This window comes from Nocardia sp. NPDC006982 (genome assembly GCF_042869435.1).
Lineage (GTDB): Bacteria > Actinomycetota > Actinomycetes > Mycobacteriales > Mycobacteriaceae > Nocardia.
This window is the reverse complement of sequence record NZ_JBIAFV010000001.1, coordinates 1,850,984-1,864,961: the sequence shown is the minus strand read 5'-3', so window position 1 is coordinate 1,864,961 and position 13,978 is coordinate 1,850,984. Positions and strand designations below refer to the sequence as shown.

General features: G+C 66.1%; 13 protein-coding genes. 6 read left to right on the top strand and 7 right to left on the bottom strand.

From position 1 onward, the window contains the following. Positions 1-4 precede the first annotated feature (4 nt). From ACFYOW_RS08430 to ACFYOW_RS08405, 6 genes are all read right to left on the bottom strand, one after another. Positions 5-1,042, bottom strand: a complete 1,038-nt coding sequence (locus tag ACFYOW_RS08430) for an MlaD family protein (protein WP_387285757.1) — start codon at positions 1,040-1,042, stop codon at positions 5-7. Then, positions 1,039-2,340, bottom strand: coding sequence for an MlaD family protein (locus ACFYOW_RS08425; RefSeq protein ID WP_387285755.1), 1,302 nt, complete (start codon positions 2,338-2,340; stop codon positions 1,039-1,041). Before ACFYOW_RS08425 ends, ACFYOW_RS08430 begins: the two co-directional genes overlap by 4 nt. Before the next feature lie 19 nt (positions 2,341-2,359). Further along, on the bottom strand, positions 2,360-3,655 hold the full coding sequence (locus tag ACFYOW_RS08420) for a cytochrome P450 (protein WP_387285753.1): 1,296 nt from the start codon (positions 3,653-3,655) through the stop codon (positions 2,360-2,362). 22 nt (positions 3,656-3,677) lie between these two features. Further along, a complete protein-coding gene (locus ACFYOW_RS08415; RefSeq protein WP_387285751.1) occupies positions 3,678-4,010 on the bottom strand; it encodes a 2Fe-2S iron-sulfur cluster-binding protein in 333 nt (110 codons plus the stop codon). Positions 4,011-4,382: 372 nt separating this feature from the next. Further along, positions 4,383-5,099, bottom strand: a complete 717-nt coding sequence (locus ACFYOW_RS08410; protein ID WP_387285749.1) for a TetR family transcriptional regulator — start codon at positions 5,097-5,099, stop codon at positions 4,383-4,385. A gap of 35 nt (positions 5,100-5,134) precedes the next feature. Next, positions 5,135-6,208, bottom strand: a complete 1,074-nt coding sequence (locus tag ACFYOW_RS08405) for an XdhC family protein (RefSeq protein WP_387285747.1) — start codon at positions 6,206-6,208, stop codon at positions 5,135-5,137. 320 nt (positions 6,209-6,528) lie between these two features. Here ACFYOW_RS08405 and ACFYOW_RS08400 point away from each other — a divergent pair, with 320 nt between their 5' ends. Genes ACFYOW_RS08400 through ACFYOW_RS08375 form a run of 6 tightly spaced genes read left to right on the top strand, consistent with a single transcriptional unit; the run spans position 6,529 to position 13,329 of the window. Beyond that, complete coding sequence (locus ACFYOW_RS08400) at positions 6,529-8,901, top strand: xanthine dehydrogenase family protein molybdopterin-binding subunit (protein ID WP_387285745.1); 2,373 nt, start codon at positions 6,529-6,531, stop codon at positions 8,899-8,901. Next, positions 8,898-9,773 (top strand): FAD binding domain-containing protein, encoded by an 876-nt coding sequence (locus ACFYOW_RS08395; RefSeq protein WP_387285743.1) that lies wholly within the window; start codon positions 8,898-8,900, stop codon positions 9,771-9,773. The genes ACFYOW_RS08400 and ACFYOW_RS08395 overlap by 4 nt, the downstream gene beginning before the upstream one ends. Beyond that, the gene (locus tag ACFYOW_RS08390; protein WP_387285741.1) at positions 9,766-10,251 is read left to right on the top strand and encodes a (2Fe-2S)-binding protein; all 486 of its coding nucleotides are present in this window, start codon (positions 9,766-9,768) and stop codon (positions 10,249-10,251) included. The genes ACFYOW_RS08395 and ACFYOW_RS08390 overlap by 8 nt, the downstream gene beginning before the upstream one ends. Continuing rightward, positions 10,248-10,922: an SRPBCC family protein gene (locus ACFYOW_RS08385; RefSeq protein WP_387285739.1), complete on the top strand. Its 675-nt coding sequence runs from the start codon at positions 10,248-10,250 to the stop codon at positions 10,920-10,922. The genes ACFYOW_RS08390 and ACFYOW_RS08385 overlap by 4 nt, the downstream gene beginning before the upstream one ends. Before the next feature lie 5 nt (positions 10,923-10,927). Then, positions 10,928-11,764 carry a mycofactocin-coupled SDR family oxidoreductase gene (locus ACFYOW_RS08380; RefSeq protein ID WP_387285738.1) on the top strand — a complete coding sequence of 279 codons (837 nt, stop codon included), beginning with the start codon at positions 10,928-10,930 and terminating at the stop codon, positions 11,762-11,764. Positions 11,765-11,772: 8 nt separating this feature from the next. After that, positions 11,773-13,329, top strand: coding sequence for an MFS transporter (locus ACFYOW_RS08375; RefSeq protein ID WP_387285736.1), 1,557 nt, complete (start codon positions 11,773-11,775; stop codon positions 13,327-13,329). Here the strand turns inward: ACFYOW_RS08375 and ACFYOW_RS08370 are convergent. Further along, complete coding sequence (locus ACFYOW_RS08370; protein ID WP_387285734.1) at positions 13,326-13,970, bottom strand: maleylpyruvate isomerase family mycothiol-dependent enzyme; 645 nt, start codon at positions 13,968-13,970, stop codon at positions 13,326-13,328. The two genes, ACFYOW_RS08375 and ACFYOW_RS08370, sit on opposite strands and share 4 nt — an antisense overlap. Between the last annotated feature and the right edge of the window lie 8 nt (positions 13,971-13,978).

Sequence of the window (13,978 nt, the reverse complement as noted above, 5' to 3'; positions counted from 1 at the left end):
GTGGTCACCTACACTTGGAGGTGTGTTGGGCCACCCCGCCGGGGGTCACCGCGTCGACTATTTGCGGAATCAGCGGTGTCAGGCCCGGCACGATCGACAGGGTCACATCGCAGATGTAGGCGTCGATAAATCCGCCTTCCTGCGATAGGCGGGCCAGCCCTTTCAGGACGAATGGCAGGTTGAAGCCGAGATACTCGAACTTCGCCTTGTTGTCCAGGAAGTGCTGCGAGAATCCGGGTTCCCGATTCAGGAATTCAGCGAGGGTGGGCTGGTCGGCGGCCACGATCTGCGAGGCCCGGCCGACCACCGCCGCGATCTGGTCCAGCGAATCGAACAATGCCTGCCGATTCTGTTGCAGGCCTTCGAAAACGGCCCGCGTCTGGTCGATCACCGTGGTCAGATTTCCGCTCTGCTGCGCGAGGTTGCCCACGATGGTGGCGAGGTTCGAGATGACCTGGCCGAGCACCTCGTCCGGCCCGGCGAATGATTCCGCCAGCCGGGTCGTCTCCGCGATCAGCGTGGTGACCGAGCCGTTGTCGCCCTGCAACGCCTTGATCAGGGCGCCGGTGATGTTGTCGACCGCGGTCCGGTCCAGCGTGCCGAACAGCGGTTCGAAACCGTTGAGCAGCTTGGAGATATCGAACGAAGGCTCGGTATGGTCGACGGGTATTTCGGCGTCGGGTTTCAGCACCGCAGGGTCGCCGTGGTTGCCCATGGCCACACCGAGATAGCGCTGACCGATCAGGTTCTGATAGGTCACCGATACGGTGGTGTTCCCGGTGAGCACCTGATCGCTGTGGATGCGGAAACCGACCCGCGCGAGCGTGCCCGCCAACTCGACCGATTCGACCCGCCCGACCCGCACCCCGGCCATCCGGACGTCATCGCCGACGCGCAGGCCGGAGACGTTGGTGAACAGTGCGGAGTACCTGGTGGTCCGGCCGCTGATGCCACGCTCGAGGGTGACGGCGACCGACCAGGTGAGTAGCGCCGAACTGATCAGGAAGGCGATCAGCACGAGCAGTGAGCCGCGGTAGTTCATCGGGTGCCTCCGTTCGGGTCCGGTGTGATCGCGACGGTGGCGCCGCGGGCCAGCGGACCGAACAGGATGGCCGCGGCGGCGTTGGGTTCGCCGCCGAGGATGCCCGCGATCTGCTCCTGTTCAGCGGCGCTGCCGACCGGCCCGATATCGCTGCCCAGCAGGGAGTTCGGTGGTTGGAAGCGGCGCGGATCGAAGCCGGGCGGCAGGCCCTCGGCCGGGGCGGGCGCCGCCGGAGCGGTCGAGCAGTTGGGACCGGCCAGCTCGCCGTATCGCGGGCAGTCCGCCGATGTGTACTGCCGGTTGGGAGTCAGCTGCAGGATGACGCGCGCGTTGATCCGTTGCTTCTCCGGATTCCACAACTCGTCGAATCGGCCGGTCATTCGCGTGAGCGAAGTACTGATCTGCGGAAACTTGCTCGCACCGTCACCGAATGCGCCGAGGGCCGGTGATATGTGCGTGGTGATGTCGATGATCTTGTCGGTGTTGTTCTCGAGCGCGGTGCCGACGGTGCCGAGCGTGTACAGGCCCCCGGACAGCAGCGCGGTGAGTTTCGCGCGCTGCTGTGCGAGCGTCTGCAGCGGCACTATCGCCTGGTGCATGGCGTCGAGCAGATCCGGTGCCGCCGACTGGAGTTCACGCATCGCGGCCGAGAGTGAGTCGAGCGTGGACGGTGCCGCGTCCACGGAGACGACCTTGTCCAGTTCGACGACGATATCGCGCAGCCGTGCCGCCGCATTCTCGATGCCTGCGCCGCGACCCTCGGTGGCTTCGGCGAGGGTCGCCAACATGCCGACCGCGTTGTCGGTGTCCTCCCGACCGACCGCGGCGATGATTCGCCGCAGCTGATCGAGCGAGGTCTGCAGGCGTACGGTAGCCAGGCTGTGATCCTGGCTGATCCGGGCACCTGAACTCAGCGGCGCCGCCGCACCGTTGTAGACGAGTTGTACCGAGGGCACCGCGAATACGTTGCTCGGTACCACCCGCGCGGTCACTGTGCCCGGAATCGCCTGCGCGAAGTGCGGATTCAGCTCGATTCGGACATCGTTCATGCCGGTTTCGGCGGCCGGTGTCACCGCCGTCACGAACCCGACCCGAATCCCTTGAAATTTCACATCCGACTTGGCGGGCAGCCCATCGCCCACATTGGCCATGACGGCGGTCACCGTCACGGTCTTGCGAAGTGCCCCACGGGAATTCGCGACCATCACGGTGGCGGCCGCCGCTATGACGACGATGCAGCAGACACCGGTCACCAGCAGGCGAACCGAGGAGGGGCCTCGGCCGTCGGGTTCGAACATGATCGACACGAAATCCAACTCACTCTCGCGGCGCGGATGCGTCTCGTGGCGTGAATCGGATATGTAGATCGGTGAGTCCGCGCAGAATGTAGGTGGGCTCGTAGCGGTATTGGCGATCGTCCGCGGGACCGTGCTCGTCGGCATCGATCGTGATGTCCAGCATCCGATCCAGGATGCGTTCGATCGATACCCGCCCCTCCACTCGCGCCAGCGGACCGCCGGGGCAGGAGTGCACACCGCGGCCGAAGGCCATGTGCTCGCGGAAGTTCGGGCGATCCATGCGGAACTCGTGCGGGTTCTCGAACCGGCTCGGGTCGCGGTTCGCCGCGCCCGGGCAAACCATCAGCGTGGAGCCGGCCGGTACGTCGACCCCGCCGACCTCGGTGTTCCGGCGGGCGAGCCGGAAGCCGCTCTTGACCGGGGCATGCATGCGCAGCGTCTCCTCGATGAATACCGGGATGAGGCTGCGATCCGCACGCAGCGTCTGCTGCAACTCCGGGTCGTCACCGAGTACGCGCACGGCGGCGGCGAGCAGTTTGGCGGTTGTCTCCTGCCCCGCGGCGAATACGAAGGTCGCCGAACGGACCACATCGATGATCTCGGGAGTCGACCCATCCGGATATTTCGCCAGCGCCAGTGAGGTCAGCACATCGTCGCGCGGCTCGCGGCGCCGATCGCTGATGTAGGCGCTGAACTTTTCGTCGAGCCACTCCAGTGGATTGACGGCGAGCGATGTCTTGTTCAGCGCACCCACCTGGGAGCCGGGGCGGTCGGCGCCGAGCACGACCCGGAACTCCTGGTGGTCCTGCTCCGGAACGCCGAGCAGATCGGCGATCACCAAGAGCGAGAACGGTTTTGCGTACTCGGCGACGAATTCGGAGCGGCCCTCGGCCAAGAATTCATCGAGCTGGCGGTCGGCCAGCCGCCACATGAATTCCTCGTTCTCCTTCAGCCGGGCCGGTGTCAGCAGCCGATTCAGCACCGATCGGGCATAGCTGTGCTGCGGGGGATCCATCGTGACCATGTGCTCGTACATGGGCAGCTCCGTGCGGTGCTGCGCGATCTGCGCATTGATGTCATCGCCCTCGGGCTGGAACGGCAGCGGTGGGAACGGGCCGCCGACCGCGATGCACGAGGAGAACCTCTCGGCGTCGCGCATTACCTCGACGGCCTCCTCGTATCCGGTCACCGCGAGGACGTTGTAGTGCGGCTCCCGCGTCACCGGGCACTTCGCGCGCAGGTGATCGAAATACGGATAGGGATCGGGCACGAGTGCCGGATCGGTGAAGTAGTCGATGGTGTCGAAATCGGTCATCGTCGGCTCCTTGGTCGGGAGATCACGGATACTGCACGGTGATCGAGGTGGTCTGGGGAACGGCCTGGCAGGTGAGGATGTAGCCGGCCGCGACGTCGTCGTCGGTCAGCGCGTCGTTCACCAACATCTCGACCCGCCCGTCGACGAGGGTGGCCATACATGTTCCGCAGTTGCCTGCCTCGCAGGAAAACGGGGGTGTCAGCCCGGCCCGGCGCGCGGTTTCGAGCACCGTATCGCCGGCTCGGCCGGGTTGTGACGTCGTGGCACCGTCCAAGTGAATTGTCACAATTCCATTTGCCTCCGCATTGGGAGGTAGCCCGGGTTCGGCGGGCGTGGGAGTGTGCGGGATCAACATCGATCGCGAATCACTTTCGTGGGATTATGGTGGCAGCGCATGCGGAGAAAGCTGCTCGAAATCGAATCCGAGTTTCCGATCCGATTTTGCTACGCCGATGATTGTGCGCGTGGTCACAGGTTCGGTCAATAGGTTTGAGTAAATATTTTCCTCGGCTGCCGATTCTTTTTTTCGGCGCGCCGGAATGCACCTTCACCGCATGATAATCGGAGGGTGCGTCGAATTCGGGAACCGAAAATTTCGGTCACCCGTCCACGGTAATTCTATTTCTGTTGAACGATCGGATTTCCGATCAGAAATACCACCCCCCGCGGTCGCCCGGCCGAGGTGTCGCAGCGCCCCGGCGGACCGTGTGGCTGTGCTCGGGACCTGCTAGCCCGCGTTCGGTCGATGTGCGGCGTCGTCCTGTGTCGACGCGTCGGTGTCCAGGGGTCGTTCCCGTACGAAAGGTGCGGTGACCGAGGGATTCAGTACCAATGGCTGCCGCTGGTCGGTGGCACTGCGCCGCTCGCGAACGGCCCGGTCCTGGTCCGTGTTGTCCGCGGTGAGGCGCCGCACGGCGCGCTCGAGTATCGGCAGGATCTCGTCGACGCCGAGGGTCTTGTCGGCGACCCGTGCGATCAGGGCATAGATCACGTTGGTCAGTATCAGTCCGATGTCCTCGAGGTACTCGGGATCGGCGCCGTCGAGGATCTGTCCGGCTACCGGTAGGACGGCGGCGAACCCGTCGACGCTCAGGCGCGCACCACCCGGGGCCGAGTGGGCCCGGTGGAACGCTTCGAGCATCGTTGGATTGCGCTCCCACGGCTCGAACACGTGCCGCAGCACGCGAATCACACCGTCGGCGATCGATTCCTCGGGGGTGGGCGGTGCGATGTCGGGGTAGGTGTTGGTCGCCATCCACTCGTGGACCGCGGCGATGATCAACGCGTCTCGGGTGGGGAACAGCTTGTACACCGTCGCGAGCGATACATGGGCGCGCCGCGCTACCTCGCGCAGCTGAACGGCGTCGTAGCCATCCGTCTGTAGCAGTGCGAGCACGGTTTTGATGATCTTCTTCGACGGAATCCGTGCTGCTGTCCGACTCACGCGAGAACTGTAACACGATTACCATGGTAACCGTGTTACTGGATCGATGGGACGCTTTCGGCGGGATGGATCGGCCGATCTGTGGCGTGCAGCGGTCGGCTCGATCCGCCGCGACGGACCGCGACGATTTCGGCTCCGATGGCGACGGCGACCTCGGCCGTGGTCCGGCCACCCAGATCCAGGCCGATAGGGGAGTGCAGGCAAGCCAGCTCGGCATCGGTGAGCCCGACCGCGCGCAACCGGTTTCGGCGCTCGGCGTCGGCTCGGCGCGATCCCATGGCGCCCACGTAGGCGATGGGCAGTCGCAGTGCGATCTCCAGCAGTGGGATATCGAATTTCGGGTCGTGGGTCAGGACGCACACCACCGTTCTGGTGTCGATCGGGGTGTCCGCGAGGTATCGGTGCGGCCAGTCGACGACGACCTCGTCAGCATCCGGAAAACGATCTCGGGTCGCGAAGACCGCACGCGCATCGCACAGCGTGACCCGATAGCCGAGCAGGCTGCCTACCCGGCATACCGCCGCGGCGAAATCGGTTGCCCCGCAGACGATCATCCGCGGTGGTGGTACGAAGGACTCGACGAAAACCGTCGATTCCCCTGCGTCGCAGCCGATCGTGCGTACGCCGGTTGCGCCGGTGTCCAACATGGCGCGGACCTCGGCGACGACGGCGTCGTCCAATGGCGCGCCCACGAAGTGGCTCGGATCGACCGTGGTCATGGCCCCGGTGTCCAGATCGCGGACCAGCGCCGCCGGGCCCGGCCGCCGCAATGCCGCTTCGATGATCCGGTAGTCGACCGGGCGCACCCGATGGACGAAAACGTCCATGGTGCCGCCGCAGGTCAGGCCGATGGCGAAGGCATCGGAGTTGTCGTAGCCGAAGCTCGCCCGCATCGGCGTGCCAAATCGCAGGACTTGGCGGCACAGGTCGTATGCGGCGGCCTCGACGCAGCCGCCCGAGATGCTGCCGAGGACGGTCCCGGCGGCGTCGACGGCGAGCGCGGCGCCGACCGGTTGGGGTGCGCTTCCGGTCACCCCGACGACGGTCGCGATCGCGTATTGCGTATCGGCCGCATGCCAGCGCAGTAATGACGCGGTCAGTTCCCGCATGATCGACCCTCTCGACGACATTGCGCGACGGCGGTGCAGATGGAAGAATGATAAGTGCTCAACTTGAGATCATAATTCTCAGTAAAGACATATTACACTCTTGACACCGTAATCGTTGCGGTGCTAGAAAATTCTTCAGCAGCGATGAGTGGCACCGAGGAGTGCCGGATCGCGTTGATTCGAACGGATTCCAATGCCCTTTTCCCCTGCTCGCAGATTTTCATCGCGCTAGTGCATATTTCTTCCGGCAGTGCGTTTCCGGACACCATTTACCCGGTGGTGGCGGAAACGCTGCGCACAGTGAATGGGAGGCCCACCTGATGACAGATATCGGGATTCGTCAGGTGACGGAAGCGCCGCCGACCGGATTCGTCGGCACCCGGGTGCCCAGGGTCGAAGACCTCCGGTTGGTGACCGGTGCGGGCAGTTTCGTCGACGATGTGCATCGGCCGGGCATGTTGCACGCCTGCTTCGTGCGAAGTCCGATCCCGCGTGGTCGCATCGTCGGCATCCATACCGCGGAGGCCGCGGCGCTCGACGGAGTGTATGCCGTGTTCACGGCAGCCGACCTGAATCCGGAAGTGCATCAGTTCTCGTACTCGCTGGACGCCCCCGGGCTGCCGCCGGTGCCGCGGCCACCGCTGGCCGAGGGCGAGGTGCGTTTCGTCGGTGATCCGGTCGCCCTGGTGGTCGCCATCGATCGATATGTGGCCGAGGACGCGGTCGAGTTGGTGGTCGTCGACTACGAACCGCTCGAGCCGGTCGTCGACTATCGCACGGCACACGAAACCACCGAACTCGTGCATGCGCAGTGCCCGGGCAACCTGGCCGGCGCGCTGAGCGGGCGTCCCGCCGCAGAGCTCGACCCGATCTTCGATTCGGCCGCATATGTGGTGCGGCAGCAGATCTTTCAGCAGGCGTACGCGCCGGTGCCGATGGAGACGCGGGGCTTGATCGCGGAATGGTGGGCGCCCAGCGGGGAGCTGACGGTCTGGGCATCCACCCAGGTGCCGCACGAGATCCGCGGCTTCTGCGCACGACTGCTCGGCATCGCCGAACATTCGGTGCGGGTCATCATGCGCGATACCGGCGGCGGCTTCGGGCTGAAGGCCGCGCCGTTGCGCGAGGACGTCTGCATCGTGCTGGCCGCCCGCAAGCTGCCGGTGGCGCTGAAATGGATCGAGGACCGGCAGGAAAACCTGATGGCGGGCGGCATGGCACGGCATGAACACGGTGACGCCCGCATGGCCTTCGATACGGACGGCACCATCCTCGCCGCGGCCATCGACTACGTACAGAATGTCGGCGCCTATCCCACCCCGTCGCCGCTGACGGCCGCCATCCCGGTCGGGATGCTGTTCCCGGGACCGTACCGGGTACCTGCCGCGACATTCGATGTGCGGCTTATGTATTCGAACACCGTGGGACGCGTCGCCTATCGCGGTCCCTGGCAGTTCGAGTCGGTGGCTCGCGAGGTGCTGCTGGATACCGCGGCGCGCCGGATGGGGATGGACCCGGTGGCATTGAGACGACGAAATATGTTGCGACAGGACGAGTTTCCGACGTTCAACCCCAATGGCATGCCGTATTCCGATGTGTCGCCGTATGAGACGTTCGAGCAGGCACTGGCGATGCTCGACTACGACGCCTTCCGTGACGAGCAGCGAAGCGCCCGGGCCGACGGACGCTATCTCGGAGTCGGTACCTGTACCTATCTCGAACCGACCACCGGCGGCACGCCGCTGCACAGCACCGAAGGCGCGACCATTCGGATCGAACCCTCCGGGAAGGTCAATGTGTATGTGTCGGGCGGATCGTCGGGAAACAGTCTGGAGACCACCGTGGTCCAGCTGACCGCCGATGCGCTCGGTGTGGACATCGCCGATGTGCACACGATTCAGGGTGATACCGCGCTGACACCGTTCGGCGGCGGCACCGGCGGCAGCCGGTCGGGTTCCATGCTGGCCGGTGCGATCGCGGAGACGGCCGCCGTACTGCGTGAGCGGATGGTGGCGATCGCCGCGCACAAGCTGGGCGTGCCCGTCGAGGATGTGGAGTTGACGCGTGGACGGGCGCAGGTCCGTGGCGTGCCCGACGCGGCGATGACGCTGGCCGAGATAGCGGATATCGCCTACTTCAACGGATACCACCTGCCGCCGGGAGTGCCCGCTGGTTTGGAGGCCAGCGGCCGATATCGGACGCCGCACATGATGATCTGGGCCAACGCGACCCACGTGTGCACCTGCGAGGTCGACATAGAAACGGGTGCGGTGACCTTGCTGCGCTACATCGTCAGCGAGGACTGCGGGCCGATGATCAACCCGGATGTGGTGGAGGGCCAGATTTTCGGCGGCACCGTCCAGGGTATCGGCGGCGCGCTGTACGAGCACCTCGCCTACGACGAAAGCGGGAATCCGATCAGCACAACCTTCATGGACTACCTGCTGCCCACCGCGACCGAGGTGCCGGTCATCGAGGTCGGACATGTCGAGACACCGAGCCCCGGCCCCGGCGGTTTCAAGGGGGTCGGCGAGGGCGGCGCCATCGGGTCCGCGCCCGCGGTGATCAATGCCGTGGTCGATGCCCTCGCACCGTTCGGCGTTGAGGTCGGCCACCTGCCGCTCTCGCCCGCTGCGATCGTGGCACTGGTGGACCGGGCGCGCGCCGATCTAACCGGGACGGTGCCGGCATGAAACCCGCGCCGTTCGAATATCACGCGCCGATCTCCACCATGGCGGCCGTCGAGCTGCTCGCCGAACTCGGTGACGATGCGAAGCTCATCGCCGGTGGGCAGAGTCTGGTGCCGATGCTGGCATTGCGGTTGGCGGTACCCGAGCATCTGGTCGACGTGCGCCGCATCGATCAGCTGCGCGGTATCGAGCCGCGCGCCGACTCGGTGTGGGTCGGGGCCGGGACCACCCACACCGCGGTCGGCCGGTCCGCGGAGATCAACCGGGCGGTGCCGCTGCTGGCCCGGGCCACCCCGCTGATCGGTCATCCTCAGATCCGCAACCGCGGCACGATCGGCGGATCGATCGCCCACGCCGACGCGGCGGCCGAATATCCGGTGGTGGCGCTGGTGCTCGACGCGCGTATCGAGGCGCAGTCGCCGCGCGGGCGTCGGACCCTGTCCGCGTCGGATTTCTTCACCGGCATGTGGAGCACCGAACTTGCCGCCGACGAACTGCTGACCGGGATCGTCTTTCCGGCGTGGCATGGCCGCTGTGGTTTCGCGATCGAGGAATTCGCCCGTCGCAGTGGTGATTTCGCGTTGGCGGGCGCAGTCGTAGCCGTCGGTCTGGACGCCGACTCCCGCGTGGACCGGTGCGGTATCGGTCTGTTCGGACTCGGGCCTACCCCGAGCAGGTCCGCTGCCCTCGAGGCGGAACTGATCGGCAAAGACATCGCCGAGCTCGCCCCCGGCGCGGTCGGTCATGCGGCGACGGAACGGTTGGACGCGGTGCCGTCCGATCTGCACGGCACGGCCGACTATCGCAAACGGGTCGGGGCGGTCATGGTGGCGCGCGCTTGGCGCCGCGCTGTTGAGGAGGCGAGTAATGACTGACATCGATATCGAGGTGCGGGTCAACGGGCGGGCCCGGCGCCATCGGGTGCCGCCCCGGCTGACGCTGGCCGACTATCTGCGCGAAATTTGCGGGCTGACCGGGACCCACCTGGGCTGCGAGCACGGGGTGTGCGGTGCGTGCACGGTATTGCTGGACGGGCAGGCGGTACGCGGCTGCCTGGTCCTGGCCGTGCAGGCCGACGGTGCGGAGGTGACGACCGTGGAGGGGATCGCATCGCCGGACGGCCGGTTATCCCCGGTGCAAGCCGCGTTCCGTGACTGTCACGGGCTCCAATGTGGTTTCTGCACACCGGGTTTCATAACCAGCGTGACCGCGTTTCTACAGGAAAGTCCGGACCCATCCGATGACGAGATCCGAGAAGAACTGTCCGGCAATGTATGTCGCTGCACTGGATATCAGGGAATTGTGAAAGCCGTTCGTGCGGCGGCGGAATCGATTGCGAAGGAGTCCGCATGAAGTTCGAGAACACCTTCAGCATTCCCGCCCCCGCCGCACAAGCCTGGCGGGTGCTGCTCGACCTCGAGCGGATCGCCCCCTGCGTTCCAGGAGCCGCCATCACCGGGCGCGACGGCGACGACTACCTCGGCAAGATCAAGGTCAAACTCGGTCCGGTCACCCTGTCCTATACCGGCACCATCAAGATCGTCTCGCAGGACGAGGCGGCCGGGATCGCGGTGCTCGAGGGCGGCGGGCGAGAGGCGCGCGGCAACGGCACCGCGAAGGCGACGATCACCTGCCGACTCGTCGAATCCGCTGGCGTGACAGAGGTTTTCGTCGACACCGACCTCGCCGTCACGGGCAAACCGGCCCAATTCGGCCGGGGCGCGCTCGCCGAGGTCGCGGGCACGCTCATCGGAATGTTCGCCACCAACCTCGCGGCCGAGATCACGACCGGAGCCCCCAGCGAACCCGAATCCGCTTCGGCTGATGAGCAAGTCGAGCACAGCGCCGAATCGGGCGTGGTCACCGAGCCGCGCGTGTCCGCCGCACCGATCGATCTGCTCGCCGCCAGCGGCATGGGCGCGGCGGCGCGCTACGGCGCGGTCGCTGGTGCCGCCGTGCTGCTGACAGTTCTGCTTTTGCTGCGCCGTCGGCACCGGGCCGGCGGCCATGAACCCAGGGAGTGATACCGATGACCGGACGAGTAGAGGGCAAGGTCGCCTTCATCACGGGTGCAGCGCGCGGTCAGGGGCGCAGCCATGCCGTGAAACTGGCACAGGAGGGCGCCGACATCATCGCCGTCGATGTTTGTAAACAGCTCGATGGTGTCACCATTCCGATGTCGACACCGGATGACCTGGCCGAAACGGTCGCGCTGGTCGAGGCTACGGGTCGGCGCATCATTGCCGTTGAGGCCGATGTGCGCGATCTGGAGACCATGCAGGCCGTGGTCGACGACGGTGTCGCACAACTCGGTCGCCTCGACATCGTGGTGGCCAATGCCGGATTGGCCAGCGATGGCGCCCCTATGGACCAGATGAGCGAACAGACCTGGCGCGACATGATCGACGTCAATATGACCGGTGTCTGGATGACCACTCGGGTCTCGGTTCCGCACATCGTCGCGGGCGGTCGCGGCGGGTCGATCGTGCTCACCAGCTCGATCGGCGGCCTGCGCGCCGTCCCGAATATCGGCCACTACGCCACCGCCAAGCACGGTGTCATCGGCATCATGCGCTCACTGGCAATGGAGGTGGGGGACAAGAACATTCGCGTCAACGCGATCTGCCCCACGAACGTGGCGACACCGATGCTGCTCAACGAGCCCACCTTCCGCATGTTCCGACCGGATCTGGAGAATCCGACCGTCGACGACTTCATCCCGGTCGCGCAGATGTTCCACGTGCTGCCGATCGCCTGGGTGGAGGCGGAAGATATCAGCAACGCCGTGCTGTTCCTGGCGTCCGACGAGGCCCGCTACATCACCGGGGTGGCATTACCGGTCGATGGCGGCATGATGCTCAAGTAAGGCAGGACATGGACTCCACCGCGACACGGTTGTCCGTCATGCAGCGGTGGGCGCTGATGCTGTCCTGCGCCGCGGTGGCGCTGGTCGTCGCGTCGATGGCAGCGCTCTACACGGCGTTGCCCGAGATCACCGCGGCCACCGGCGCGACCCAGCAGCAGCTGACCTGGATCGTGGACGGCTACACCCTCGCGCTGGCCTGTCTGGTGCTGCCCGGCGGCGCGTTGGGGGACCGGTACGGACGCCGCAGGATGCTGCTCATCGGTCTGGGTGTGTTCGCGGTCTTCTCCGCCGTGCCGCTGCTGCTGGACGGTCCGATATGGCTGATCGCGGCTCGTTCGGCCGCCGGTGTCGGCGCCGCGCTGGTGATGCCGTCGACGCTGTCGCTGCTCACCGCCGGATTGCCGGAGGACAGGCGCGGCGTCGCCGTCGGCATGTGGGCCGGTTCTGTGGGCATCGGCGCAGTGGGCGGGATCCTCGTCTCCGGTCTGCTGTTGCAGTTCTGGTCCTGGCTTTCGATCATGGCGGCGATGAGCGTGTGCAGCGCGCTGCTTGCCGTCAGCGGATGCGTCATCCCCGAATCGATCGCATCGGCACGACCCGGTTTCGACCCGTGGGGAACGCTGGCCTCGGCAATCGGCGTCGGCATGGTCGTCGCGGCGGCGACCGAGACGCCGCAACTCGGCTGGTCGCATCCGTTGGTGATCGGTGCCGCCATCGGTGGCATCGTATTGCTCGCAGCATTCGCGCTGATCGAATTGCGGGTGACGCATCCGCTGCTCGACGTCCGGTTGTTCGCCGATCGTCGATTCGGCACCGGGACCGCCTCCGTCGCGATTCAGTTCCTGGTTTCGTTCGGCATGTTCATGCTTATCGTGCAGTTCCTGCAGTTGATCCTCGGCTACCCTCCGCTGATCTCGGCGCTGGCCATGGCGCCGATGACGATTCCGTTCGTGACCATCTCGCCGATCTCGCCGTGGCTCGCCGAGCGATTCGGATTGCGGCTGCAGACTCTGTGCGGTCTCGCACTGCTGGGCGTCGGGCTGCTGGCGGTCGCCCGATTGTCGGTCGGCAGCACCTATTTCGATGTCGTCTGGCCGCTGCTGATCGTCAGCCTCGGCATCAGCCTGTCGGCGGCACCCGCCACGACTGCGATCATGGCGGGTGTACCTGCCGACCAGCACGGCATCGCGGCGGCCGTGAACGATGTATCGCGCGAGGTCGGTGCCGCGATCGGAATAGCCTTGGCCGGAAGCATTCTCGCCGCGGGCTACAGCCACCAGATCGCGACGATCCTGCCGATGCTCCCGCAACAGCTCCGCGATCCGGTCTCCGGCTCACTGGTCGGCGCACTGGCCGTGGTCGAGCATCTCGGCCCGCAAGCGCAACCGCTCGCCGACGCGGCCAAGGCGGCATTCGTCCACGGCGTCCGCCAAGCAGCGGCGATCCTCGGCGCACTGACCTTGGTTGCCGCCCTCGCCATCGGCCTATGGGCCCCCGGTCGCCGTGTCGGCCGAACCACGCCCACCGCCGCACCGAGCGCCACGCAGGAAGCCGAACCCGACTAGCCGGACAATCGGCGGCGCAGCATTGGCAGGCCGGGCCCGTCCAACTCGTGCATGAGTGCGATGCGGCCGCCGACACTCATCAGCAACGCTGCCGCCGACCCACGAACCTCGGCTGCGCGCCCCCACGTCCGATCGATATCGGTGGCGCACAGGCGAATTCCGCGCAGTCGGCCCAATGGCACGAAGCCGATCCGCCAGGGGCCGGTCAGGAAGTCGAGCGCAAGACTCGCCCGCCGCAGGTCCGGAGTGAAGGGCAGGCCGAGCGGGATCCTGATATCGCCGCTGTGCACAACGATGTCGGCCAGCGGGTCGAGTGGCCCGAACAGTGGCGGGCTGATGGGGCGATCGGCACAGCGACGCAGTGTGTCGGCGATCTCCGCGGCCGGTTGCCGAGCGCGACGCCGCGCCAGCTCATCGATCCCGGCAGCCAGACTCCGGTGGCGCACTGTCCGCCATTGGAACGTCCAGAAACCGTCGGCGAGCACACTGACCAGGTGTGCGGCCACCATCTTGATATCCCAGCCCGCGCAGAGGCTCGGTGTCGCCAACTGCGCGTCATCCAACTCGTCGAGCAGATCCGCGATTCGCCGCCGCTCGTCCGCGACGGCGGCGAAGAACTCCGTCACATCGGCTTCGCTCATCGTCTACC